The sequence below is a fragment of the Haloterrigena turkmenica DSM 5511 genome (assembly GCF_000025325.1).
Classification (GTDB): domain Archaea; phylum Halobacteriota; class Halobacteria; order Halobacteriales; family Natrialbaceae; genus Haloterrigena; species Haloterrigena turkmenica.
On record NC_013743.1, the window covers coordinates 3,489,546 to 3,514,272 of the forward strand.

A 24,727-nucleotide genomic window follows, 5' to 3' on the forward strand; every position below is an offset into this window, starting at 1 on the left:
ACAGCGTTATGTCCCTCGAGTCCGACTGTTCGGACAGTGAGCGAAACGCGAACGGACCGGGATCGGTGTCGCCTCTGTGGAACCGCGCTCGAGGAGTCGCCCGGCGAGCCCGTCTCCGCGGGAGCCGACGGCCCGTTCTGCTCGACAGGGTGTCGGGATATCGCCGCGGAGCTCGGCGCCGGCGAGGGCGGTGCGGACGGCGATCCGGGATTCGCCGACGAGGAGCGAACGAACGCTGACGAGACACTCGAGGACGATCGCTCCACGGATCTCGAGCGGTCGTTCTTCCGGATCGATGGGATGCACTCGGCGCAGTGCGAGGCGTACCTCGAGTCGGTCGCCGAGGGTCGCGACGGCGTCGCGGACGCGGCGGCCAGTTACGTCACGGAGACGGTCCGGGTCGATCACGATTCCGATCGGATCACGGCCGAGGCGCTCGAGGACGCGCTGAGCACGACCGGCTACACGGCCTACCGCCGCGAGGAGGCCGCCGAGGACGACGACGCGGCGAGCGACGAGAGCACGACCCGCCGGTCTCGCGAGATGCAGGGGGTCCGGAAACGTCGCTCGGAGAACGTCCTCGAGGTCCGCTACATCGTCGGGATCGTCTTCGGCTCGTTTCTGCTGGTTCCGTACGTCACGACGTTCTACCCGATGTATCTCGCCGCGTTCACCGACTACTGGCTGTTCGAACAGTTCGCACAGCAGTTCGACAGCGGCGAGGTCAGCCTCTACGCCCCGCTGTTCATGGGGATGACCGGTGCCATTCTCTACCTGACCGGCCGGCCGCTCCTGCGGGGGGCGTACGTGAGCCTGAAGCTCCGCGAGCCGAGCACGCACCTGCTGGCGACGCTGACCATCGTGGCCGCCTACGCCGCCGGAGGAATCGCCTTCGTCCGCGGCGGACCGGATCTCTACTTCGACCTTACGATCCTCGTCGCCGCGATCGTGATGGGCGCGATCTTCTACGAGGAGACGGTCAAACGCGACGCCCTGAACCGGCTGACCGACCTCACGATCTCGCAGGTCGGTACGGCCCGGGTCCTCGAGTCCGACGGAGCGACGCGGGAGGTGCCGGTCGCGGACATCGCGGCCGACGACCGCCTGCTCGTTCGCGCGGGCGAGCGCATCCCGGTCGACGGCCGCCTCGCCGAGGGGCCGTGTACCGTCGACGAGGCGGTCGTCACCGGCGAGTCGCTGCCGGTCTCGAAGACCGACGGCGACCCGGTTATCGGCGGCTCGGTCGTCACCGATGGCGCCGCGGTCGTCGCCGTCGACGACGAGACGACGAGCAGCATCGACCGGCTGACGCGGACCGTCTGGAACCTCCAGAGCGCGGACCACGGCGTCCAGCGCCGGGCCGACGCGCTCGCCGGCACCGCGCTTCCGATCGTCGTCGCCGCGGCCGTCGTCGCGGGGCTGGCCGCCGTTGTCCTCGACGGAACCGTGTTCGGGGTCGCCGCGGCCGTCTGTCTGGCGCTCATCGCCGCGAGCCCGTGGGCGTTCGCGTTCGCGACGCCGATATCGATCGCCTCGAGCATCCGCGACGCCCTCGAGCGCGGGATCGTCGTCTTCGACGAGAGCGTCTTCGAACGCCTGCGCGAGATCGACGTCGTCGTCTTCGACAAGACGGGGACGCTGACGACCGGCGAGATGACCGTCCTCGAGGCCGACGCGCCGGAGGATCTTCTTCGAGCGGCCGCCGCGGTCGAGCGCCGGGCCTCGCATCCGGCGGCCACGGCGATCGCGGACGCCTTCGGGGACTCGAATGACGCCGCACCGGACACTCGAGCCGATGGCGGCGTCGTCGACGACGCCACGGACAGCGAGGAGAGCGAGGACGGCGCCGAATCCAGAACAGTTCGAGAGTTCGAGCGCCACGCCACCGGCGTCGAGGGGATCGTCGACGGCCGGCGGGTCCTCGTCGGTCACCCCGACCTCTTCCGGGAGCGGGGATGGGACCTCGGGGACGAACTCGCAGACCGCATCGCCGAGGCGCGGGCGGCCGGCCACTTGCCCGTCGTCGTCGGTCGGGAGGGTCGCGCGGAGGGGCTCATCGTCGTCGGTGACGAGCCCCGACCAGAGTGGGCGGAGACGGTGACGGCGCTGGCCGACGAGGGCGTCGACGTCGTGGTCCTCACCGGTGACGACGGCTCGGCGGCGGCTAGCTTCCGGGAGCATTCGGGCGTCACGCGGGTCTTCGCGAACGTCCCGCCCGCGGGCAAGACCGCGGCGATCCGCCGGCTGCGCGCCGAAGGTCGCGTGGCGATGGTCGGCGACGGCACCAACGACGCGCCGGCGCTGGCGGCGGCGGATCTGGGACTCTCGCTGGGCGGCGGGACGGCGCTGGCCGCCGACGCGGCCGATCTCGCGATCGTCGAGGACGACCTCGCCGCGGTCGAGCGCGCGTTCGCCCTCGCGCGGGCCGCCCGCCGTCGAGTCGTTCGGAACCTCGGCCTGGCGCTGGGCTACAACGCGATCGTGATCCCCGTCGCGCTGGCGGGCCTGCTGAATCCGGTCGTCACGACCGGCGCGCTGACCGTCACCGGGCTGGCGATCGTCGGCAACTCCCTGCGCGAACTGGTCGGCGACGAGTGAGCCAGCCGACGGATCCGAGCTAGACGAGCCCGATCGAACTCGCGACGAAGAACGCCGCGAGCAGCGCACAGAGAACGCTTCCGACGGCCAGCGGGACGTTCTCCATGGCCTTCTCGTGGATCGGCATGGCCGCGTACTCCTCACGGAAGGCCTCGAGGTTCGCCTCGTCGTAGAAGTACTTCGTCTCGAGCGCGAACCGCTCGGTGACGGCACAGCCGGTACAGACGGAGTCGTCCTCGAGTCGCTCCGTTTTCGTGTGCTCCTCGCAGTTGACGCTCCCACAGTTGTCGCAGTAGGTGTAGGTCTCGCTCGCGCCCGCCGTCTCGCAGTGGACGCACTCTTGGAGGTCGTTTCGCGTGGTCGCCCGCGAGGGGCCGGCGGCGCGGTAGGCGTACCGATAATCGTACTCGCCCAGCGAGAGTCGAGACCGGACGTGCGGGACGTAGACGGGATCGATCTCGCGGACCGAGATATCCGACCGCTTGGGCGTGCAGGTCTTCTCGTAGTCGACGTTGTTGTCGCCCGTGTAGTGGACCGTCGTCGTCTGTGCCTGCCGGAGGCGGTCGATCGTCCACTCCTTGTACTCGGTTTCAGTTTGCCCGAACCGGCGGCGTTCGACGCCGTCGAAGGTCGACTCGAGGTCGGCCGCCTCGAGATCGATGCGGGACGCCGAGGAGTTCGCGACGAGATCGCGAACGTCGCCGGTCGCGACCTGCGGTTCGTCGCGGTCGGCGCGGATCGCGAGGGCGGTCGTCTCGTCGATCCGGTGGATGACGCCGACCGAGGTCTCGAAGGTCGCGTCGGTCGTCGCGCGGACGGTGACCATCGGCTCGAGGGCGACCGTCGTCTCGGGCGTCGGAATCGTCGCGGCCTCAAGGTTCTCGATCTCGCGAACGGCCTCGAAGACGGGCGCGTCCCGGCCGGCAGTGGGGTGGGTCGGCCGGAGCGCTTCCTCGCAGAGGATCTCGATCCGCCCGTTGTAGAGATCGAGGCCGATCTCCGCGCCGATCTCCCGGAGGTCCCGACCGTCGAGGAGTTCGACGCCGCCCTCCCGGTTCGACCCCAGGTTCGCGGCGTACTCGCGTGCGGGCTCGGTAAACCGGCCGGTCGTCACGACCATCCCGCGGACCGGCCCGTCGTAGTCGTAGGTCGCGACCGCCGAGTGGAGTTTCTGGATGACCGGCCGGCTGACGGTTCCCGTGTGTTTGCACTCGACGACGACCGCCCGGCGGCGGCCGTCGACGACTTCCTCCATCAGGATGTCTCGTCCCTCGTCGGCCGTCCGCCGCGACTGGCGGACGTTCTCGTAGCCGCAGTGTCGAAACACGTCCTCCATCAGATCCTCGAACTCGTAGCCCGAGAGGTCGTCGAGTATCGCCATCGCGTTCACGACTCGCTCTCGAGTCGACCGCCGAGAGTGTTGCGGCCCGAGTATCGCCCGTGAGAATCGGCAGCAGGCGCGGACACTGTTTGGCCCAAGCGCTTTTATCGCGTCCGTGGTCCGACCCCTATGACGACTGACCCGGACGACCTCGAGTTGAGCGACGCCGAGGAGGACGCGCTCCACGAACTCCAGCTCGGTATCAAGTACGTCCACCGGGCGTACGGCACCCTGCTCGAGTTCCACCACGAGCTGGGCCACGCGATGGACCGAATGAGCGACGCCGAGGACGCCCTCCGCGAGGCCGGCCACGAAGAGTGGGCCGACGCCCTCCGGGACGACCACCTCCCCGCCGGCGCGGTCAGCGACCAGTGGACCTTCGAACTCGTCGAGGAGTTCTCCGCGGAGTTCCTCGAGGAGGTCGACGCCTTCGAGACCGAGGTCAGGGACGAGCTGGCCGCCGGGATCGATCACGTGACCGAACGCCGTCAGAAGCGACGGCTGCGCGATCGCGCGGACGGCGAGGACTGAGCCGTCGTCCCGATCGAGACCGCTACAGTTCACCCATGATCTCGTCGGCGAACGTCGACAGCGCGGCCTCGCGGTCGTCGTTCTCGAGCCCGACGATGGCGTGATCGAGGCCGTACCCCTCGAGTCGCCGGAAGTAGTCCCGGAACCACTCGACGCCGGCCCGAAAGCCCAGGTGTAGCGGTTCGGCGTCGGCCGTCGGGTCGTCGGCGAACTCGACGCGGACCGCGATGGCGAACGGTTTCTCGCCGGCCGACTCGCGCCACTCGACGAGGTAGTCCTCGAGCGTGCGTTCCGGGAGGTGATAGAAGAGCCAGCCGTCGCCGTGCTCGGCGATCCACTCGCGGGACTGGCGGGCGTTCCCGGTCGGCAACAGGGGGATCGTCTCGCTCGTCGGGTCGGGGACGACCTCGAGGTCGCCCTCGAGCGAGCCCCACTCGCCCTCGAGCGTGGGAAAGTCCTCGCGCCAGAGCGTTCGGATTGCCTCGAACCGCTCGCGGAATGCGCGGCCTCGCTCCTCGCGGTCGACGCCGAAGGCGGGGTACTCGGGGTCGCGGTCGCCGGAGGCGACGCCGAGGACGAGCCGCCCGTCCGAGAGCCGGTCGACGGTCGCGGCGGACTTGGCGACGTGGATCGGATGCCGGAGCGTGAGGACGATACTCGAGGTGCCGAGCGCGACGTCGTCGGTGCGGGCCGCGACGTGGGAGAGCCACGGCCACGTGTCGAACGTCTGGCCCGCATCGCCGAACTTCGGCCAGTAGGTCGGGACGTCCCGCGCCCAGAGGCCGTCGAAGCCGACCGCCTCGGCGCGTTCGGCGAGTCGCAGTTCGGCTTCGATGTCGGGCGTCGAGCGGTTCGCTCCCGTCAGCGGAAAGCCGGCGCCGAAGGTCAGGCCGTCGCGGTCGAACAAGCGTCGATAGCCGGCGTTTGCGTGTCCTGCCGGTGGCATTCGCTCGTGCTATCGGCCGCTCGCTCAAGACGGTGACGCTGTCGGCCTGCGGGGTCGTTCGGCTCCGGTAGCACGGAGAGCGCTGTGGCTCGAGCGCGCATCGAAAGAAAGAGAAAATCAATCGGTGGTGACGGTGGTGACAGCCGAGTCGTCGCCGATCAGTCGTCGGCGGGCGCGGCGCCGCTGTCGCCCTGGGCCTGTTCTTTCGTCCAGGCGAGCTTGCCGCCGGCCGCGAGGATGTCGCGTTCGCGCTCGGAGGCGTCGAGGGTAGCGGTGTACTCCTCGTCGCCGTTGACGCGGACCGTGAACTCCTCCTGACCGGAGGTGACGGCGTCGTAGACGTCGTCGACGATCTCGATCTCGTCGCCCTGGTCGATGTCCTCGTAGGTGTCCTCGTCGATCGTCAGCGGGACGATGCCGAAGTTGAAGAGGTTCGCGCGGTGGATGCGCGCGAAGCTCTGTGCGAGGACGGCCTCGATACCGAGGTACATCGGACACATCGCGGCGTGCTCTCGCGAGGAGCCCTGTCCGTAGTTCTCGCCGGCGACGAGGACGCCGCCGTCGGCCTCTCGAGCGCGCTCGGCGAACGTGTCGTCGACGCGGGAGAGGGTGAACTCGGAGAGCTTGTCGATGTTCGACCGGTACATCAGGATGTCCTGGGTCGCGGGGATGATGTGGTCGGTCGTGATGTTGTCCTCCATCTTCAGGAGGGCCTCACCCGCGATGTCGGCGTCGAGCTGGTCCTTCAGCGGGACGTCGCCGATGTTCGGGCCCTTGATGAGTTCGTCGTCGACGGCCTCGTCGGGTGCGATGAGGTCCGTCTTGGAGCCGTCGTACTCGTCGGGGAGTTCGATGCCGGGGGCCTCGAGGTCGCCGAGTTCGTCGGCGAGGTTACGCGGGTCGACGATTTCGCCTTTGAGCGACGCAGCGGCGGCGACCTCTGGCGAGCAGAGGTAGACGTTGTCGTCTTCGATCCCGGAGCGACCCTCGAAGTTGCGGTTGAAGGTTCGCAGCGAAACGGAGTCCGAGGAGGGGACGTGACCGATGCCGATACAGGCACCACACGTCGCCTCGGAGAAGTTGACGCCGGCGGCCATCATCTCCGCGACCCAGCCCTCGCGGGCGAGCATCTCGGAGGCCTGCTTGGAGCCGGGTGCGACGATCGTCTCGGTCTCCATCGAGGTCTCGCGACCCTCGAGCATCTTGGCGACGGGGAGGATGTCCTCGTAACCGCCGTTCGTACAGGAGCCGACGATGACCTGCTCGACGGACTCTCCTTCGACTTCGCTGACGGGAACGACCTTGTCCGGCATCGAGGGCTGTGCGATCAGCGGCTCGAGGTCGGAGAGGTCGACGACGATCTCGTCGTCGTACTCGGCGTCGTCGTCGGGCTGGAGCTCGACGTACTCGTCGCCGCGGCCGACGCGTTCGAGGTAGTCCTCGGTCTGGTGGTCGGTCGGGAAGATCGACGTCGTCGCGCCGAGTTCCGTTCCCATGTTGGTGATGGTCATCCGCTCGGGTGCGGTCAGCGTCTCGACACCGGGTCCGGTGTATTCGAGGATCTTGCCGACGCCGCCCTTGACGCTCAGCCGGCGGAGCAGTTCCAAGATGACGTCCTTCGCGGTGGCCCACTCGGGGAGCTCGCCCTCGAGGCGGACGTTGACGACTTCGGGCATCTCGATGTAGTAGGGTGCGCCGCCCATAGCGACGGTGACGTCGATCCCGCCGGATCCGATAGCGAGTTCGCCGATTCCACCGGGCGTTGGGGTGTGGCTGTCGGAACCGAGCAGCGTCTTGCCGGGCGCTGCGAAGTTCTCGCGGTGAACGTTGTGGCAGATACCGTTACCGGGTCGGGAGAAGTGAGCGCCGTATGTACCGGCCGCAGAACGCAGGAAACGGTGGTCGTCGGTGTTCTTAAAGTCGAACTGGTAGGTCTGGTGGTCACAGTACTGGGCGGCGATCTCGGTCTGGACTTCGTCCAGTCCCATGGCTTCGAACTGGAGCCAGACCATCGTGCCGGTCGTGTCCTGTGTAAGCACCTGGTCGATCTCGATCCCGATCTCCTCGCCGGTCTCGAGTTCGCCCTCGACGAGGTGGTCGTCGAGAATCTTCTCGGTGAGAGTCTGTCCCATAGCATCCAAAACTCGGCTTTCCGTCGTGATAAATCCAGCGTGTTTCTATGAGGGGAAGCCGGTGCCATGCGGTCGAATCCGGCCGAGCCTGGGTAAGTATTGCCTCCCAAATGGACAGTCGTGGAGCGGGGTATCGTCGACCGTCGTTCGCGGGTCGCGCCGACGGGCGCCTGCCGCGTCCGCCCCGCGTTCGGGGAGTGTTCGCGCGTCTACCACGCGTTCTCGTCACGTCCTCGACATCTGCCACGCGTTCCCCTCCCCAACGCCCCGCGAACGGACATCCTTTTCTCCGCCGCGCGGTCTTGTACGGACATGTTTCGCTCCGGTACGTTCGTCGCCGAGCACGTCTCGCCGACGACCGCCGATCAGGTCCAGCCCAACGGCGTCGACCTCACGCTGGACGTCGTCTTCGAACAGCTCGAGCCGGGTCGTATCGGCCGGGACGGCAAGCAGGTCGGCGACCGCGTCGCCCGCCCGCTCGAGGAACTCGAGCAGAAGGATCCGGACACCTACTACCTGCCACAGGGCGCCTACGTCGCCCGCTACGGCGAACGGATCGAAATTCCGGAGGGGCACGTCGGCTTCGTCTATCCGCGCTCGTCGCTGATGCGCAACTCCTGTATGCTGAACACGGCCGTCTGGGACGCCGGCTACCAGGGACGCGGCGAGGGCCTGTTGCAGGTCCACCACGACATCGAGATCGAACGCGGCGCCCGGATCGCCCAGCTAGTTCTCGCGGAAGCCGGCCACGAGGACGTCTACGACGGGAGTTATCAGGGCGAAGGCCTCGAGTAATCGATGGCGGCGGCGGAGCGCCAGTTCGCGTACCCTTTTGCCGATTCCCGTCGGAGGGAGCCGTACCGATGATGGCGACGACGCACGTGTTCGCGGGGCTCGCCGCCGTCGCCCCGGTCGCCTACCTGCTGCCGAAACTGTCGACTCCGCTGGCCGTCGGGGCGATACTGGGTGGTCTCGCGCCCGATTTCGACCTCGTCTTCGACCACCGGCGGACGTTTCACTTCCCGGTGGTGGGCGCCGCGATCGCCGCTCTCGCGGTCGCCGTCGCCGTCACCGTCCCTGGACCGCTCACGGCCGCGCTCGCGGCCCTCGCCGTCGCCGCGTGGCTCCACGCGGTCAGCGACGCCGCCGGTAGCGGCCCCGAGATGGACCCGTGGAACCACCGACACGGACGGGCCGTCTACGATCACGTCCGCGGCCGGTGGCTCCGACCGCGGCGCTGGATCCGGTACGACGGATCCCCCGAAGACGCCGCGCTCGCGACCGCCCTCGCGGTGCCCGCGCTGGTGGTCTTCGAGGGCCCGATCGACGTTCTCGTGCTCGTCGGCGTCGCCCTCTCGATCGCCTACGCGCTCCTCCGGCGACGGCTGGTCGCGTGGCTCCCCGACTGGCTCGAGTGAGGCTTGGCCAGGAGCGACACTCGACCGACTCGAGCGAGCAGAGCGTCCACGACCCGGCGTCGCGCTCGAGCGCGAGTCGGAACGCTGATACTCCAGCCCTTCGAGGCAGTCGGTATGGTTGATGTGTTCCTCGCCCAGACGATTCACCTGATCTTCGCCGGGATCTGGGCCGGCAGCGTCTTCTACGTCGCGTTCGTCGTGTTGCCCCTCGCGCGGGACGGCGCGTTCAACACGACCAAGCCCCTCGAGGCGATCTCCGGGAAACTGACCACCATCTCGCGCGTGAGCGCCCTCGTCTTGCTGCTCTCCGGCGGCCACCTTGCCGGACACCGATACACGTCCGCGAGACTCTTCGAGACGACCAACGGCCACCTGGTGCTCGGGATGGTCGTCCTCTGGGCGCTCTTGGCGGGTCTCGTCGAGGTCGGCGCGAAGCGACTCGAGACGGGGCTCAACGGGAAGAAACTCCGCGAGCCGGCGGCCAACGCGCTCCCCGTGTACCGGGCGGGGGCGGTCGTCGCCATCGGGTTGCTCGTCGTCGGCGGCGCGATCACGTCCAACGCCGCGGCCCTTCTCTGAGTCCCGTCGAAAGGCGACTGCCGACTGAACGAGACAGTTCACGCCGCAATCCTGTCGTCCGGACGCCAACGAAATCCGGACATTCTTGCGAAAGATACTTAATCAGTTGCTGTAAGGTACTCGCATGATGATCAGGGGCAAAGAAATGGCGCTGTCGCTGCTGGCGGTCGGAACGGCCGCAGTCGCCGGATACGCACTTCGCTCGGGTCAGCGCACCGATTCGCCGTCGCGATCGAAAGCGAACCTCGGCGCACGAATCATCGGCCACGAGGACGTTCCCGACGGGGTGACCGTCGTCGATAGCACCTCCCAGCGACTGGGCGAAATTCCGGGCGCGCGACGCGCCATCGGCCGTGCGGTCCGCAACGACGCGCGCGAGGAATGGGAACATGTCACTATCGACCGGGACGGCGCTTGGTCCGTCGTCGACACCGTCCGCGGTTCGCTGCCCTACTACAGCGGTTCCGGTGGAGAGTACAACGGCGTCTACGTCCGCCACAACGACCGCATCGTCGTCCTCGACGCGATCGGCTGGGCCCGACTCGAGGAGCCGCTGCACTGATCGGCCGGCCGACTCGAGCCACTGTGTTGTTCGCGAGCGAGCGGGAATTCTAGCGGTGCTTCTCGGTTCGTTCTTCGTTCTTCGTTCGCCGATATCGCCCAGCGACCGTGCTATCGTTTCGCGCGAAGCTGTGAGTCCGGCGTATCAGCTCGTAGAGAGCGACGCGATGGCGCTCCGCGCGCTCGAGTCCGCGGGCCGGACGCGACCGGGGGCCGCGAAATCACAACCACTACCACCGAGCCCCGCCGAGTGGTCTCCATGGAACTGGGCGTAATCGGACTCGGACGCATGGGACAGATCGTCGTCGACCGCAGCCTCGAGGCCGGCCACGACGTCGTCGCCTTCGACCTCGACGCGGAAGCCGTCGCGACGGCCGCCGACGCCGGCGCCGAACCGGCCGACTCGATCGCCGACCTCACCGACCGACTCGGCGAGGAGAAGCGCATCTGGCTGATGGTACCCGCCGGCGAGGCCGTCGACGCGACCCTCGAGGAACTCGAGGCACACCTCGATTCGGACGACGTCGTCGTCGACGGCGGCAACTCCTACTTCGAGGACTCCGTGCGCCGTGCAGAGGCCTGTCCCGCGGCGTATCTGGACTGTGGCACCTCCGGGGGGCCCGCGGGCGCGGAACTGGGCTTCTCGCTGATGATCGGCGGCCCCGAGTGGGCCTACGACGAACTGACGCCCGTCTTCGACGCGGTCGCGACCGGCCCCGACGGCCACGAACGGATGGGGCCCGCCGGCTCGGGCCACTACGTGAAGATGATCCACAACGGCGTCGAGTACGCCCTGATGCAGACCTACGGCGAGGGCTTCGAGTTGCTCCACGAGGGCCGCTACGATCTGGACCTCGAATCGGTCGCCTCGGTCTGGAACAACGGCGCCGTCATCCGATCGTGGCTGCTCGAGCTCTGCGAGGAGTCGTTCCGCGAGGAGGGCAACGACCTCGGAACCGTCGCCGACCGCGTCGAGGGCGGCTCGACCGGCACCTGGACCGTCCAGGAAGCCTTAGAACAGGAGGTGCCGCTCCCCCTGATCTATACGGCGCTCGCCGAACGGTTCGGCTCGCGGGCCGACGACGGCCGCTTCTCGCGGCGCCTCGCGAACCGGCTTCGGTACGGATTCGGCCGCCACGACGTCCCGCGACGCGATTGACGGCCGCGAAACCCGTCGGAAACGGACGCGCAATTCCGAAGCACATATACGACCGTTCGAAGTAGTTCGGCGCGAACGCGTTCGGGGGGTGGCGCTGGCCCCGACAGTTCGCCCGGACGGACTGTAATTTTGCCTGTCGGATTCGGTCCGAAAAATTGAGTCATTTTCTTTACTCCCGCTCCCAACAGCGTTAGTTATGAACTCCGAGTATTCGACGACAGTGGCGGCCGGCGACGACGACCCGAGTATGGCCGTCATCGAACTCGTCGCCGACGCCTCCGGAATCGATCCCCTCGAACTCGACCCGCTCTACAACGTCATCGATCCCGAAGTCATCGACTCCCTCTCCTCGAGTACCGGCTTCTCGTCGCTCGAATTCGAGTACGCCGGCCACACCGTCGTCGTCGACGGAACTGGCAACGAGATCGAGATCTCGCTCGAGCCCGTCACGATCGGCTCCGACCGATCCTCCGGCGTTTCCGGTCCCTCCCTGTAGGCTGTTTTCGCGGTCGTCCGTCAGCGCTCCATCGAACGCCCAGTCGTTGTTTTCGATCAGTCCGCGCTCGAGACAGTCCAGACCGTTTATCTCTCGCGAGCCTAACCGATAGCGAGTGAATGGGTGAACGCAAACGGAACATCGCCGTCCGGTTCTTCGGCGGTGCGGGGAACTACACTGCCGTCCTCGAGGAATTCTGCCACTACGTCCTCACCGAGGACCCGGATCTGGAGGGGGCGCTCGAGTGGGTGAAAGCCAATACGCGGGCGACCAGCGATGCGGGAATCGCCGACCGACTGCGATTTCTCGAGTCGATCGGGCTGCTCGCGCTCGAGGAAGCGCAGGTCGAACTCACCGATCGAGGGATTCGGTGGGTCGCGGAGTCGGACCCCGAGATCCTGTTCGATGCGCTCGTCGAGAACGTCCACGGGTTCGAGACGCTGCTCGAAGCGCTGCTCGAGGGACCACAGACGGACGCCGAACTGGGCGACGCGATCGCGGCCGACCACCCGGCGTTCGACTGGACTGACCCGTCCGGTCCCGCACAGCACCGCGGCTGGCTGCAGAGCCTCGGCTACGTCGAGCGGTCGGCCGGACTGAATTCGCTGACCGACAGCGGGGAGCGGCTGGCCCGGCGGATCGCGTCCCGGCTGCCGACCCTCGAGCCCGGGACCGACTACGCACAGTCGGAACTCGAGGCGGCGTTCGACACGGGTTTCGGCTCCTACATCAAGGGAATCAACCCGCGAACGGACGACGACGGAGAACTGGCGTACATCATCCTGAAGGCTCGCGAGGACGGCCCGTACGGCGACGACCTCACGGGCGAGCGGTTTACCTACATCGGAGAAGGTGTCCCCTCGAAAGGTGACCAGCAGTTGACGCCCGCGAACGGGGCGCTGGTCAATCACGCCGAAGGGGCCGTCGTGCCGATCTACTTCTTCTACCAGCCGGCGGACGCGGATCGACTCCGGTACGAGGGACTGGTCGACATCGTCGACGCCGAGTACGTGGCCGATCCGGGCGGCGAGCGACTGGTGTATCGGTTCACGATGGAACGACTCGAGATCGAAGACCCGACCGAGTTCGAGGCGCTCGCGGACTCGGTGGTCGACGGCGACACCGAAACCGGTAGCGCATCGGCCGAGAGCGAGACGAGCGACGACTCCGACGGGAGCGAACCGCCCCTCACCGCAGACGAGGAGGAGTTCACCGCGACGCAGCGGCGGGTGCGCTCGAGCACCTTCGCGAAGCGGGTCAAAACCGCCTACGGCCGGCGCTGTGCGATCTGTGGCGCGTCCCGCGAGTCGCCCGCCGGAACCGTCGACATCGAAGCTGCCCACATCTACCCGAAGAAGGAGAACGGCCGCGATACTGTCCGCAACGGGCTCGCGCTCTGCCGACTCCACCACTGGGCGTTCGACGCCGGCTGGCTCGCGGTGACCGACGACTACCGCGTGCTGGTCGCCGATCGCCCCGATCTCGAGGGATACGAGGAGTTCGCGCGACTCGAGGGCGAGGAACTAACGCTCCCCGCAGCGGAAGTGAAACGGCCGCACGCGACGTTCCTTGCCGCGCATCGAGAGCGACACGGGTTCGAATCGTCGTAGACGGTCTCAGTACTCGTCCCGCACGTTGTCGATCTGGCACTGCACGCAGAGATCGTCGGCGAAACAGGAGACGCTGTCGTGGGGACAGTCGTGGTCTTCGACCTGCACCGACTGCCGGCGTTTCTCCCGTCGCCAGACGCGCTCCCAGTCGTCGATGTCCATGTCGGCGGAGGTGAACACGACGGAGCCGTCGCCGGCGACGATCTTCGCCGCCGTGACCGCGTGCTGGCATTCCTTGACGCGGTCGATCGCGTCCTCGTAGGACGAACAGCGGATCTCCTCGGTTCCCGACTCGTCGTCCAAGAGCCGCACCGTGATCGAGCCGTCGTACTCCTCCGTCGGCTCCAGCCCGTGGGTCATAGTTGATACTATCCGAACGAGGTGAAAAATGGCGGGGAAGGACCCCTCGCGTTCAGACCGGCTCGCGAAGCGCCCAGACGTCGTCGCGGGGCTCGAGGCGGTGCGGCTCCGCGCCGCGCTCGGTCACGATTCCGGTGTGGTACAGCATCGCTTTCAGCTGGAAGACGGTCGGTGCGTGGTAGACGGTGCCGTCCGCGAGCGCCTCGCGTCGCAACTCGCCGTCCTCGGTCAACGCACGCCGGCGAACGTCGTCGTCCCCGCGGAGGAACAGCTCCACGGTGAAGGTCGGGTGAGTCTCGTGGAGGTGTACCACGAGATCCACGAGCGACGGCTCGGGTTGCCAGTCGTCGTGCATCGCCTGCAGTTCGGCGACGAGCAGCTCCGTCGCCGGATACTCGAAGACGACGCGGCGAGCGAGTTGCCCCCAGCCGGGCGCGAGGTCGACGAACCGTTTCCGCGATCGGTACCAGTCCTCGAACTCTGCGAGAGCCGCCTCGACGCTGCCGCACCGTCTCGTCGCGAATCGCAGCACCTCCTGGCCGAGCGAGGTGAGTTCGACGCCGCGCGGTCCGTCCTCGATTAGTCCCAGAAACGCGGCCCCCTGTCTGGCGCTGTCGACGGCGCCGACGACCTTGTACTCCGACAGCAGGGCCGCAGTCTCACCGTCGGCGTAGTGGGCCAGCGGGTAGCCGAGGTAGTTCTTCGGATGGTTCAGCCCGAACGACTTGTTCGCCACGCCCTGCGCACCGGCCTGGAACCGCAGCGCCGTCGCCTCGCTCGAGGTCCGATTACCGACGATCCGGGGCACCTCGAGCGCCTCGACGTCGCCGGCGGCGTCGACGCCCAGCACGCCGACGTTCAACTCTCGTGCCAGCGTCCGATCGGTCTCGGAAATCGCCGCCGTCGGCGCCGCGAGGTACGCCGCGTTGGCCTCGTGGAGTCGGTCGTAGGCCTGGACGATCCCGCGTTGCGTGTCCACGCCGCCGCTGGCGTACCCCTTCGCCTCGATGGCGATCAGCGGCGGTTCGTCGCCCAGTCGTTCGACCGCAAGCAGGTCCGACTCGAGGTCGCGAACGCCCACGAGATCCGGATAACCGCCGCCGATCTGCACGTGGTTGAACGGCGCCAGCCGGTCCCGGATCGCCGGCTCGATGGGGCGTCCGGGCAGCCACTCGTCCTGTGAGAACTGCGTGTCGGCCACGACGTACGATCGTTCCTCGCCCCCCTCGGTCGGAAAGAGCCGCCGCTTGGTGTGGGCCAGCACCTGCGGTTCGGAGAGGGATCCGGCCGCGCTACTCATGGGCCACGATTCGTCACGGCCGTCAATAATGTTCCGGCAGACCGACGGGTCGACAGCCGCTGTACGACTGCCGGCTCGGCGATCCACCGCTGGGTGGGACTGAAAGGGGCGAGGACTCTCGGGGAAGGCGGGCGACGCAAGGACCGCAGGACGGAGTCCGAGGACCGCAGCGAGCCCTCCGACTCGAGAGTCCTCGGGGCTTTCGAGGTAGCGTCGTCGACGACCGCTCGAACGCTTACTCCACGCCGAATGCCCCGGACTCGAGTTCGCTGACGATCCCGACCATCACGCCAACGAGGCCCAGAATCACGAGCGCGACGCCGACGGTCCACTGCGGCGAGCCCCGCACGAACAGGTCGACGAGCCAGAGCGCGCCGACGAGGACGAGGCCGCCGGCGACGATCAGGCGGACGAACCGCTCCATACGCCCGGTTTCACCGCCCGAGCCCAAATATTCGGTCGTTCGACGGCCCGCCTCGAGTTCGATGGCCCGCCTCGAGCGCCTCACCTGCGAATCCGAGACAGCGGTTTGTGTCTCGAGCCCGTACCACGATCCATGCTCGAGCCGACCCTCGTCTACGACGACGACTGCGGCTTCTGTACGTGGTGGGCCGACTACTTCGACGAGCGGACGGACCTCCACATCGTGGGCTTCAGCGACCTGCCGGACCACCCCGACATCCGCGAGCGGCTGCCCGAGTACTACGAGGAGTGCTCCCATCTCGTGACCGAGAGGCGCGTCTACTCCTGTGGCGCCTCGATCGAGGAGGCGCTGCGCCGGTACGACAGCGGCGGCCCCGTCGCCGAAACGCTCGGCTTCCTGCGGAACTTCGAGGACTACGCGCGGATCCGCGAGTGGGGGTACCGACAGGTGGCGGACAACCGCGACACGTGGGGAAAACTCATGTCCAAGACGCCACCGGCACGCCAGCAGTCGGACGACGAGCGGTGAGACGACCGGCGGGCGCTCGAACAGATTCGGTTCGAGTCTCGATCCCCGGACCACCCGCTCACAGCCCCGGCCCGCGAAGCCGCAGTTCCTCGAGCGACGCGGGCGCGACGTAGGTGCCGACGCGCTCGCGGTCCCACCACCGGCCGGTCTCGGCGCGTTCCTCGGGCGTCGTGAACCGATACCGGTACCGGACCGCGCGAATATGCGTCGGCGACTCCTCGCACCCGGCGAAGGGGTCTTCTTCCAGCAGCGACCGCGTTTCCTCGTCCTCCTCGAGCAGCTTCGCCAGCAAGCGGTGGAACCACGGGCTGCGACGCGGCGAGGGCGCCATGGCGGCGAACCAGAGCTGCCAGTCCAGCCGGAGGTGGTAGGGCGCGATCTGGGGCGGCCGGCGCTCGGGGTCGGTCGGCTTCCCCTTGAACTGGTAGGTCTCCCACTCGGTCTCCTCCGTGATCTCCGTGTCCGCGGTGCCCTCGATCACGATCTCGTAGCGATCTCGCGTGATCGAGCCGAACGCGCCGTAGGTGTTGACGAGGTGCAGCGGATCGTAGGCCGTGTTCATCGTCTGGCTCTCCGAGAGCATGTTCTCGATCGGCCGGATGCTCATCGCGACCACGACGACCGCGACCAGGATCGCCGCGCCCTCGAGGTAGAGCGGCGTCGCTACCGTCTCGGGCGCCGTCACGGGCAGCGCCCACTCGAGGGCGCCGTCGCTGAACGTCGCGATCGCTAGCACGATCGTCAGCGCGTTCAGCCACGCGAAGTTGCCGGTGAGCATGAGCCAGCCCATGAAGCCGATCGTCGCCGCCCCCGCCAGCGACGAGGCCGGCTGTGGCGCGAAGTAGAGGAACGGAATCAATAGTTCGACGACGTGGTTGCCGAACGTCTCGACCCGATGGAACCGCTTCGGGAGGTGGTGGGCGAACCAGCTCAGCGGGTTCGGAATCGGCTGGGTCTCGTAGTGGTAGTCCATACACGAGAGGTCGCGCCAGCAGTCGTCTCCGCGGAGTTTGATCAGCCCCGCGCCGAACATATTGCGAAAGAGCACCCACTGCAGGAGCACCAGAATGATGACCGGCGGCGCGACCGCGCCCGCGCCGAGAAAGATCGCGAGAAAGCCCGTCTCGAGCAGCATCGACTCCCAGCCGTAGCCGTAGAAGGTCTGCCCGGCGTTGACGAACGACTGGTAGAGCGCCCACATCGCGGCCCAGAGCACTATCGAGGCGGGGGTCGGGTACGGTTCGGGGAGCCAGTACGGAACCGCCAGCAGCGCCAGCGCCGAGAGGACGACGCCGGCCCACGCCGTGATCCCGATGACGCGGTCGCTCGGATAACAGTAGAAGAGACTCGGCCGCTCGCGAAAGTCGGCGCCCTCGGCGTACCACTCGAGGGGTAGCAGACCGTCCTCGCCGGCCAGCGGCCGGAACTGGAATGCGGCGACGAGAAACGCCAGTAGATACAGCAACGCGAGTCCCCGCTGGAAGAGGAAGCGAACGAACCAGAACTCCTCGCCGTGGAACATAGTCGGGCGTCAGTCCACGAAGCGCCAAAGACCTGACGCGTTCTCTGGCGGACGACTCGATTCCCAACACTACCGCACGGTCAGGGCGTCATGACGACCTTGATACAGTCGTCCTCCTTGTCGTTGAACGTCTGGTACATCTCCGGCCCGTCCTCGAGACCGACCTGATGGGAGATGATGAAGGAGGGATCGATCTCGCCCTCCTCGATTTTCCCCAGCAGCGGATCGAGATAGCGCTGCATGTGCGTCTGTCCCGTCTTGACCGTGATCGCCTTGTTCATCAGCGACCCGAACGGGATGTTCGCGCGCCCGAGGTAGACGCCGGGCACCGAGAGCGTGCCGCCCTTCCGGCAGCACTTGATCGCCTCGCGGAGCACGTACGGCCGGTCGTCCTGCAGCTTCGCGCCCTCCTTGACGCGGTCGGAGACGCCGTCGAGGCCCGTCCCGTGGGCCTCCGTCCCGACCGCGTCGATACACCGGTCCGGGCCGCGACCGCCGGTCATCGACATCAGGCGGTCGTAGACGTCCGCGTGCTCGTAATTGATCGTCTCCGCGTCGCCGTGTTCGCCCGCCATCTCGAGGCGTTCGGGCACGCGGTCGATGGCGATCACCTGGTTCGCGCCCATCATCTGTGCGCTCTGGATGGCGAACTGGCCGACCGGGCCACAGCCCCAGACAGCGACGGTGTCCTCGGGTTCGATGTCGGCGTTCTCGGCGGCCATGTAGCCCGTCGGGAAGACGTCGGAGAGGAACAGCACCTCCTCGTCGGAGACGTCCGACTCGATCGTGATCGGGCCGACGTCGGCGTAGGGCACTCGCAGGTACTCCGCCTGGCCGCCGGCGTAGCCGCCCAGCAGGTGGGAGTAGCCGAACAGCCCCGCGGGCGACTGCCCCATCATCTTGCGGGCCATCTCCGCGTTGGGATTCGAGTTGTCACACAGCGAGTAGAGGTCCTCCTCGCAGAACCAACAGGAGCCACAGCTGATCGTGAAGGGGACAACAACCCGGTCGCCCGGCTCGAGGCTCTCGACTTCGTCGCCGACCTCGATCACTTCGCCCATCGGCTCGTGGCCGAGCACGTCGCCCTCGCGCATTCCCGGCATCCGGTCGTTGTAGAGGTGGAGGTCGGAGCCGCAGATCGCGGTCGCCGTGATCTCGACGATCGCGTCGGTCGGCTCCACGATCTCGGGCCGGGGAACCTCGCTGACTCGAATGTCCTTTTCGCCGTGCCACGTGAGCGCTCGCATCGTTTCCTCGGTCATAGCAGATCACCCCGTCCGCGGGCGGACGGTCTGTGTTCGGTCGTCGGCACCGTGCCCGTCTCCGCGAGACTCTTGAAGCGATCCAGCGCCGTGCCGATGAGCGACTCGGGGACGACGTCGAGTCGCTCCACGGCCGCGCTACCGGCCGTTCCGCCCGGCGGATCGAAGCGGACCTCGAGGGTCACCTCCGTCCCGCGGTCGCCCGGCGCCGAGTCGAACGAGAGCGACCAGGCGTCGAACAGCGCGCCCATCGAGTCGTCGTCGATCGTCTCCCAGCGGAGCCGCTCGCCGGATTCGTCGGCCGCGATCTCCATCTCCCACGACAGCTCTCGGGCGAGCGGACCGCCCGCGCTCCACCGATAGCGGTCGTCACCGACCGCGGAGACGTCGGCGAAGTGGCCGACGATGCGCTCTAAGTTCTCGGGGTCGCGAGCGAGGTCGGACAGTTCGTCCGCCGGTTTGTCGATCGTGACCGACCGTTCGACCGGCTCCGTCCCGCCGGCGTCGGCCAGATAGTCGCTGAGCGTTCGGTAGGAGAGTGCGCCGCCGACGAGCGCGAGTACCGTCCCGCCCAGCGAGCGGCGCCGGAGCCCGAACGCGACGAGGGCACCGCCGAGGGCGACGGTGCCCACTCGTTTCCACCGGGATCGGTTCGGTTCCGCTCCCGCGGACGCTCCCGGGTGCATCGAGTTCGATACGTCCTCGGCCGCCGAATCGAACGAGTGTTCGGACATGATCAGGTACCTCCGTATTCGTTCAGCCACGAGCGCACGGCGCCGCCCAGCGCTCCGGTCGTACTCCCCAGGTTGAGGATCTGGTAGCCCGACTCGGCCTTCTCGTTGACGTCGTCCATCCCGAACCCGAGCCCGCCCAGCGGGACCTCGGCCTCGAGGGCCGCCTCTCGAATCTCCTCGATTCGCTCTTCGACCTCGTCGTGGGTGGGCTCGCCGGGGTGGCCCAGCGAGACGGCCAGATCGAGCGGGCCGGCGAAGACGAACCCCAACCCTGGCACCTCGAGGATCTCCTCGATGTTGTCGACCGCGGTCGGGTTCTCGATCGTCACGCCGACGATAATCTCGTCGTCCTCGGTACCGGCGTAGTCGTCGGTCGTCCCCCACCGACTCGCGCGGGGGCTGGCGAAGCCGCGTTTGCCCGGCTCGCCGTCGTACTCGAACCGCGAGGCCTCGATCGCCCGCCGCACCTCGTCGGCGGACTCGATCCGGGAGACGAACAGCGACCGGACGCCGGCGTCGAGCGTCTTCCGGACCATCCCGGGGTCGGGCTCGGGCAAGCGAACGAGCAGTTCCGTTCCCGTCACGTTCGCGGCCCGGGCCAGGTCCTCGAGTCGGTCGCCGTCGAACGGGCTCGGTCCGGCGTGTTCGAGGTCGATCCAGACGAAATCGAGGCCAAGTTCGCCGTAGAACTCGACCAGCGTCGGATCGTACGCGTTCTCGAGGACACCGAGCGCGACGTCGCCGTCTGCGAGCGTCTGCTGTAAGAGGTTCGTTCGTGGCGAGGTCGCCATAGGCCTCCGACACGAACCGAATGGATAAAGCTTCGCGCTGAATTAGAAGTCCGCTCCGTTCTCGAAGGGTTTTGTTCCGACGCGTTGAATGGCGATCCATGCGACGCATCGCGATCGACGACGTCGACTCCGATCCGGACGACGAGGCCCTCCACGCCGATCGCCGCGCCCTCGCTGACCCCCTCGGGACGGACCACCTCGCGATCACGCGCTACGTCCTCGAGCCCGGCGAGCGGTTCAGCGGCTCCGTCCACGCCCACACGGATCAGGAGGAGGTGTTCGTCGTCCTCGAGGGAGAAGCGACGTTCGAGCTGGGAGCAGCCGTCGGAGACGAAGCGACCGAGCGCGTCGACGAGGTGACGGTCGCCGAGGGCGAGGTCGTCCGGTTCGCTCCTGGGGAGTTCCAGTCGGGACGCAACGCCGGCGACGACCGGGTCGTCGCGCTGGCGCTGGGCGCGCCGCGGGACAGCAAGGACGTTCGTATCGCTCGGATTCCGGGGCTCGACGACGGGAATATCGCGTGTCCCGACTGCGACTGCGATCACATGCGACTCTCGAGGACCGACGAGACAGACTTCGAGTGCCCCGACTGCGAGGCGACGCTGGTGCTCGAGGAGTGAGGACCCGGACTCAGTGAGCGAGGCGTTGCAGGGTGGCGCCCGCGACGACCACGACGAGCGCGCCGCCCGCGAGAATAGCCAGTCCGGGGGCGAACGAGCCGGTGGCGTCGCGCAGCGCCCCGATGAGCACCGGGCCGAAGAAGCCGCCGATCTCCCCGACGGCGAAGATGAAGCCGACCGCGGTGCCGGTCAGGCGGGCGCCGATCCCCTCGAGGTCCGGCGGGATCGCCCGAACGAGCGGCGAGATCCCGCCGACGCCGATGCCGGTGACGACGATACCGGTGAGGACCAGCGGACCGGTACCGCCGGCGATCACGCCGGCGACGCCGCAGAACGCGACGGCGCCGCAGGCCATCAGCGCGGGCCGTCGCAGTCCGTACCGATCGGCCAGTTCCGGGACGGCGAGCACGCCCACGACGTAGGACGCCACCAGCAGGCTCGTGGTCTGGCCGGCCGGGCCGGCCGCGAGCCCCCGGGACTCGAGCAGCGTCGGGAGCCATCCCTGCAGGCCGTGATTCAAGAGCAGGTACATCGTTCCGATGACGACGACCAGCTGCAGTTCGCGGTGGGAGAGCACCAGCCGAAGATCGGCGACGACCGACTCGAGCGAGAAGGAGTCGTCGACGGCCATCCGGCCGTCGATCCCCGCTCGGTGAGTGACGAGCGTCCAGACGAGCCCGTAGGCGACGGCGACGACGCCGCTCCAGAAGAACAGCGGCCGCCAGCCGCCGAGCCACGGCCCCAGGATTGGCCGTCCGACGGCGAAGACGAGCGCCGAGCCCGTCGACGCGCCTACGAGGTAGATCGCCGACGGGCGGCCGGTCTTCTCGGGCGGGAACAATACACCGACCAGTTTCGGGAGGCCGAAGGTGATGGCGGTCGCGCCGACGCCGAGCAGTAGCGTCACGGCGAACAGCGACGGAAAGCCGGGCGCGAAACTTCGGGCGATCTGTGCGATCCCGTAGATCAGCACGCCCGCTGCGAGGCTCCGGCCGGGCCCGATCCGGTCGACGGCGATACCGGAGAACAGCGCCAGCGGGATGTAGGTCAGCGGCACCGCGCCCGTGAGAATTCCCGCCTGCGTGCTCGAGAGCCCCACGTCGTCGATGATGACCGACAGGTACGCCGGCAGCGAGAACCAGACGAACATCAGACAGGTGTAGCTCAGCGCTCCGAACGCGACGAGTCCGTACTCCCGGCGATAGCCAGCGCTCGAGCGACCCATTCGGACGGAGTGAGTGTCGGGCCACTCGAGTAGTTTGCTCTTCCGGTGGATAGCCCCGGGTTCGGTCGACGGTGAGCACCGACCGTTTTCCCCGTCGGCGTCGTTCGTTCGATATGACGCCCGAAGAGCGAGCCGTCCTCGAGCGCGCCCGCGTCGCGACGCTGGCGACGGCCGACGGTGACGGTCGTCCCCACGCGGTACCGATCTGCTACGCGGTGCTCGAGGACGCCGGCGGCGACTCGGCGTCCGACTCCGATCGCGACCTCCGAGTCGTCTCGGCAATCGACGAGAAACCGAAGTCAACCCGCGACCTCCGGCGCGTCCGCGACGTACGGACGAACCCGCACGCGACCGTGCTCGCCGACTACTACAGCGAGGATTGGTCGCAGCTCGCGTGGGTGCAGGTCCGGGGCCGCGCTCGCGTCGTTCCGCCCGACGAGGACGCCGAAACGAGCGACGCCGAACGACGGACAGGCGCGAGCAGCCACGCCGCCGCCGTCGCCGCCCTCGAGTCGAAGTACGCTCAATATGCCGACCACGACCTGTCAGAGCGTACGGTCCTCGAGATCCGCGTCGAGCGGACGCTCTCGTGGGGTGCGCTCGAGGAGTACGCGGAGTGAGGCGAAAACGCAGCGGACGGCCATAGCGTGGCGGAATCCTACAGTGCGGAGCGAGGCGACACCGAGACGGTATCGCCGCGCTCGGGCGCCGTCGCGTCGAATCCGTCCGCCCGCAGTTCCTCGGCGAACGCTTCGCAGCGGTCGCCGTGGTTGATCAGCACTTCACCGTCCCGGTAGGACTCGAGGAACTCGAGGATCCCGTCCCGGTCCGCGTGCGCGGAGAAGTCGTACTGTTCGACCTGGGCGCTGATCGGCATCCGGCGGCCGTCGATCTCGGCGCTCCCGGTCTCGAGGAGGTCGCGGCCGGGGGTGCCCTCGACCTGGTAGCCGGTCATCGCGATCTTGTTCGTCGGATTCGCGCGGATCTCGGGAATGTAGGTCATAGCGGGTCCGCCTGAGAGCATCCCGCTGGTGGTGATGATCGCGGCCTTCTGGTCGGTGATGCGTTTCCGCTGGCCGTTTCGGCCAGTGACGAACCGCGCGTGGGAGATCGCCCCCCGGAACGCGTCGGCGTCGCGGACGAAGTCGGGGTACTGGCGCAGCATCTCGGTCACTCGCTTGCCCATTCCGTCCACGTAGCAGGGGATGTCGTGTGCGTCGCAGACCAGCATCATCTCCTGAGTACGGCCGATCGCGAACGCGGGGACGATGACCGTGCCGCCCTCCCAGAGCGTCGTCTGGACGCTCTCGGCGAACCGCTCCTCGACGACGGCCCGGTCGTCGTGTTCGACGTCGGAGTAGGTGCTCTCACAGCAGACGACGTCGGCGTCGGGTCGCGCGGTCGTTCCCGAGACGAGTCGCTGGCCGCTCGGGGATGTCGTATCTGCCGCGTCGCCCCGCTGATCGTCGACGTGGAAATCACCCGTGTAGAGCAGCCGCGTCTCGCCGTCGTCGACGAGGACGTGCGCGCTGCCCGGGATGTGGCCCGCGTTGTAGAACGTCACCTCGTGGCCGGCCGCCTCGAACGTCTCGCGGTAGCCGTGGGTCTGCGAGACCTGCGTGACGCGCTGGACGTCCGTCTCGGTGAACGGACACTGCATCGTCCCGCCGTGGAGGTTCAGCGTGTCTCGAGCGAGCGTCAGCGTCAGTTCGTACGTCGGCGGCGTCCAGTGGATCGGCGGCCGGGCATCGCCCGAGAGCAGCGACGGGACGGCGCCGACGTGGTCGAGGTGGCCGTGGGAGACGACGACCGCCTCGGGCGTCGGCGTCTCGACGGGAAACTGCGGCGGGTTCGCCGTCAGCATCCCGAAATCGAGCAGCAGGGCGTCGTTCACGAGGATCGCGCTGCGACCCACCTCGCGAGCGCCGCCGAGAAATCGAAGCTCCATCGTTCGCACTGCGTCCTCGAGTCGAATAAGGGGTTTCAAAATCGACGCGGCGGCAGGGCAGCGGACCAACGACGGCAGGGTGGAGCAGCCCGGCGAGGACTGGGCGGTGACGGGGCGGCGCGGAACCGCGACTACCGATCCCAGAGCCGCGACCGATCAGTCGTGGTCGTCGAATCACGCAATCGTCGACTCTCGAGCCCGTCCGTGCGGCCGCGTCCGTCCTCGAGGACGCGATCGAGTTCCCGTTCGAACTCGGCATCGCTGAGTTCGCCGTCGACGTACTGCGAGCGAAGTCGCTCCTCGGGATCGTCGGTCGACCGGGCGCCGTCGCTTCCGTACGCGGCCTCGAGGTCGTCCCCTCCTCCGCCGTCTCGGAGCAGGGAGACGAGTCCGACGACGGCGAGGACGACGACGGCGAGCATCGCGAGCGTCACGACGGCCGTAACGACGGTCGCGACGAGCGAGAGGACGATGCCGACGACCGTCGCGATGACGCCGAGGACGACGAACGCGAGCAGGAGGGCTCCGGCGCCCTTGAGCAGGAGTGATCCGAGTCGAGCCATACCTGTAATTCGGTTCACACGCACAAAAACCTACAGACG

The 24,727-nt window shown here is 67.8% G+C and carries 25 protein-coding genes; 12 read left to right on the plus strand and 13 right to left on the minus strand.

What is annotated here, in order from left to right:
* The first annotated feature begins 36 nt into the window (after positions 1 to 36).
* On the plus strand, positions 37 to 2,598 hold the full coding sequence (locus HTUR_RS16630) for a heavy metal translocating P-type ATPase (RefSeq protein ID WP_012944498.1): 2,562 nt from the start codon (positions 37 to 39) through the stop codon (positions 2,596 to 2,598).
* Between the two features lie 19 nt (positions 2,599 to 2,617).
* Here the strand turns inward: HTUR_RS16630 and HTUR_RS16635 are convergent, their stop codons facing one another.
* Positions 2,618 to 3,979 (minus strand): restriction endonuclease, encoded by a 1,362-nt coding sequence (locus HTUR_RS16635; protein ID WP_012944499.1) that lies wholly within the window; start codon positions 3,977 to 3,979, stop codon positions 2,618 to 2,620.
* A gap of 129 nt (positions 3,980 to 4,108) precedes the next feature.
* Between HTUR_RS16635 and HTUR_RS16640 the strand changes: the two genes are divergently transcribed.
* Positions 4,109 to 4,510, plus strand: coding sequence for a hypothetical protein (locus tag HTUR_RS16640; protein WP_012944500.1), 402 nt, complete (start codon positions 4,109 to 4,111; stop codon positions 4,508 to 4,510).
* A gap of 22 nt (positions 4,511 to 4,532) precedes the next feature.
* On the opposite strand, the gene HTUR_RS16645 is transcribed toward HTUR_RS16640, so the two are convergent.
* Both HTUR_RS16645 and HTUR_RS16650 read right to left on the minus strand, forming a co-directional pair.
* The gene (locus tag HTUR_RS16645; protein ID WP_012944501.1) at positions 4,533 to 5,456 is read right to left on the minus strand and encodes a TIGR03571 family LLM class oxidoreductase; all 924 of its coding nucleotides are present in this window, start codon (positions 5,454 to 5,456) and stop codon (positions 4,533 to 4,535) included.
* Positions 5,457 to 5,614: 158 nt separating this feature from the next.
* Positions 5,615 to 7,588 (minus strand): aconitate hydratase, encoded by a 1,974-nt coding sequence (locus tag HTUR_RS16650; protein ID WP_012944502.1) that lies wholly within the window; start codon positions 7,586 to 7,588, stop codon positions 5,615 to 5,617.
* Between the two features lie 279 nt (positions 7,589 to 7,867).
* Between HTUR_RS16650 and HTUR_RS16655 the strand changes: the two genes are divergently transcribed.
* The 7 genes from HTUR_RS16655 to HTUR_RS16685 all read left to right on the plus strand — a co-directional run bounded on the left by HTUR_RS16655 (position 7,868) and on the right by HTUR_RS16685 (position 13,411).
* Positions 7,868 to 8,383 carry a deoxyuridine 5'-triphosphate nucleotidohydrolase gene (locus HTUR_RS16655; protein WP_226377511.1) on the plus strand — a complete coding sequence of 172 codons (516 nt, stop codon included), beginning with the start codon at positions 7,868 to 7,870 and terminating at the stop codon, positions 8,381 to 8,383.
* Between the two features lie 71 nt (positions 8,384 to 8,454).
* Positions 8,455 to 9,006 carry a metal-dependent hydrolase gene (locus tag HTUR_RS16660; protein WP_187291489.1) on the plus strand — a complete coding sequence of 184 codons (552 nt, stop codon included), beginning with the start codon at positions 8,455 to 8,457 and terminating at the stop codon, positions 9,004 to 9,006.
* 114 nt (positions 9,007 to 9,120) lie between these two features.
* Complete coding sequence (locus tag HTUR_RS16665; protein WP_012944505.1) at positions 9,121 to 9,585, plus strand: hypothetical protein; 465 nt, start codon at positions 9,121 to 9,123, stop codon at positions 9,583 to 9,585.
* A 124-nt stretch (positions 9,586 to 9,709) separates the two neighbouring features.
* Positions 9,710 to 10,147: a hypothetical protein gene (locus HTUR_RS16670; RefSeq protein WP_012944506.1), complete on the plus strand. Its 438-nt coding sequence runs from the start codon at positions 9,710 to 9,712 to the stop codon at positions 10,145 to 10,147.
* Positions 10,148 to 10,405: 258 nt separating this feature from the next.
* Positions 10,406 to 11,305, plus strand: coding sequence for a phosphogluconate dehydrogenase (NAD(+)-dependent, decarboxylating) (gene gnd / locus HTUR_RS16675; RefSeq protein WP_012944507.1), 900 nt, complete (start codon positions 10,406 to 10,408; stop codon positions 11,303 to 11,305).
* A gap of 196 nt (positions 11,306 to 11,501) precedes the next feature.
* Positions 11,502 to 11,801, plus strand: coding sequence for a HalOD1 output domain-containing protein (locus HTUR_RS16680; RefSeq protein ID WP_012944508.1), 300 nt, complete (start codon positions 11,502 to 11,504; stop codon positions 11,799 to 11,801).
* Positions 11,802 to 11,920: 119 nt separating this feature from the next.
* Positions 11,921 to 13,411: an HNH endonuclease gene (locus tag HTUR_RS16685; protein WP_012944509.1), complete on the plus strand. Its 1,491-nt coding sequence runs from the start codon at positions 11,921 to 11,923 to the stop codon at positions 13,409 to 13,411.
* A gap of 6 nt (positions 13,412 to 13,417) precedes the next feature.
* On the opposite strand, the gene HTUR_RS16690 is transcribed toward HTUR_RS16685, so the two are convergent.
* The 3 genes from HTUR_RS16690 to HTUR_RS16700 all read right to left on the minus strand — a co-directional run bounded on the left by HTUR_RS16690 (position 13,418) and on the right by HTUR_RS16700 (position 15,495).
* Positions 13,418 to 13,771: a hypothetical protein gene (locus HTUR_RS16690; RefSeq protein ID WP_012944510.1), complete on the minus strand. Its 354-nt coding sequence runs from the start codon at positions 13,769 to 13,771 to the stop codon at positions 13,418 to 13,420.
* Between the two features lie 52 nt (positions 13,772 to 13,823).
* Entirely contained in the window at positions 13,824 to 15,071 is a 1,248-nt protein-coding gene (locus HTUR_RS16695; RefSeq protein WP_012944511.1) for a hypothetical protein, read from the minus strand.
* 235 nt (positions 15,072 to 15,306) lie between these two features.
* Positions 15,307 to 15,495, minus strand: coding sequence for a hypothetical protein (locus HTUR_RS16700; RefSeq protein ID WP_012944512.1), 189 nt, complete (start codon positions 15,493 to 15,495; stop codon positions 15,307 to 15,309).
* A gap of 132 nt (positions 15,496 to 15,627) precedes the next feature.
* On the opposite strand from HTUR_RS16700, the gene HTUR_RS16705 reads away from it, so the two are divergent.
* Complete coding sequence (locus HTUR_RS16705) at positions 15,628 to 16,023, plus strand: thiol-disulfide oxidoreductase DCC family protein (RefSeq protein ID WP_012944513.1); 396 nt, start codon at positions 15,628 to 15,630, stop codon at positions 16,021 to 16,023.
* Between the two features lie 58 nt (positions 16,024 to 16,081).
* Here HTUR_RS16705 and HTUR_RS16710 read toward each other — a convergent pair whose 3' ends face one another.
* From HTUR_RS16710 to HTUR_RS16725, 4 genes are all read right to left on the minus strand, one after another.
* The gene (locus HTUR_RS16710) at positions 16,082 to 17,545 is read right to left on the minus strand and encodes a lipase maturation factor family protein (RefSeq protein ID WP_012944514.1); all 1,464 of its coding nucleotides are present in this window, start codon (positions 17,543 to 17,545) and stop codon (positions 16,082 to 16,084) included.
* Positions 17,546 to 17,625: 80 nt separating this feature from the next.
* Entirely contained in the window at positions 17,626 to 18,792 is a 1,167-nt protein-coding gene (locus HTUR_RS16715; protein WP_049941925.1) for a zinc-dependent alcohol dehydrogenase, read from the minus strand.
* A gap of 11 nt (positions 18,793 to 18,803) precedes the next feature.
* Positions 18,804 to 19,541: an SRPBCC family protein gene (locus tag HTUR_RS16720; protein WP_012944516.1), complete on the minus strand. Its 738-nt coding sequence runs from the start codon at positions 19,539 to 19,541 to the stop codon at positions 18,804 to 18,806.
* A 2-nt stretch (positions 19,542 to 19,543) separates the two neighbouring features.
* Positions 19,544 to 20,332, minus strand: coding sequence for an HpcH/HpaI aldolase family protein (locus tag HTUR_RS16725; protein ID WP_012944517.1), 789 nt, complete (start codon positions 20,330 to 20,332; stop codon positions 19,544 to 19,546).
* A 98-nt stretch (positions 20,333 to 20,430) separates the two neighbouring features.
* On the opposite strand from HTUR_RS16725, the gene HTUR_RS16730 reads away from it, so the two are divergent.
* Positions 20,431 to 20,952 (plus strand): cupin domain-containing protein, encoded by a 522-nt coding sequence (locus tag HTUR_RS16730; RefSeq protein ID WP_012944518.1) that lies wholly within the window; start codon positions 20,431 to 20,433, stop codon positions 20,950 to 20,952.
* Between the two features lie 10 nt (positions 20,953 to 20,962).
* Here the strand turns inward: HTUR_RS16730 and HTUR_RS16735 are convergent, their stop codons facing one another.
* Entirely contained in the window at positions 20,963 to 22,177 is a 1,215-nt protein-coding gene (locus HTUR_RS16735) for an MFS transporter (protein ID WP_012944519.1), read from the minus strand.
* A 113-nt stretch (positions 22,178 to 22,290) separates the two neighbouring features.
* Here HTUR_RS16735 and HTUR_RS16740 point away from each other — a divergent pair, with 113 nt between their 5' ends.
* Positions 22,291 to 22,797, plus strand: coding sequence for a TIGR03668 family PPOX class F420-dependent oxidoreductase (locus tag HTUR_RS16740; protein ID WP_012944520.1), 507 nt, complete (start codon positions 22,291 to 22,293; stop codon positions 22,795 to 22,797).
* 38 nt (positions 22,798 to 22,835) lie between these two features.
* Here the strand turns inward: HTUR_RS16740 and HTUR_RS16745 are convergent, their stop codons facing one another.
* Together HTUR_RS16745 and HTUR_RS16750 are read right to left on the minus strand one after the other, a co-directional pair.
* Complete coding sequence (locus HTUR_RS16745; protein WP_012944521.1) at positions 22,836 to 24,125, minus strand: MBL fold metallo-hydrolase; 1,290 nt, start codon at positions 24,123 to 24,125, stop codon at positions 22,836 to 22,838.
* A 131-nt stretch (positions 24,126 to 24,256) separates the two neighbouring features.
* Entirely contained in the window at positions 24,257 to 24,688 is a 432-nt protein-coding gene (locus tag HTUR_RS16750) for an SHOCT domain-containing protein (RefSeq protein WP_012944522.1), read from the minus strand.
* Positions 24,689 to 24,727: the final 39 nt, after the last annotated feature.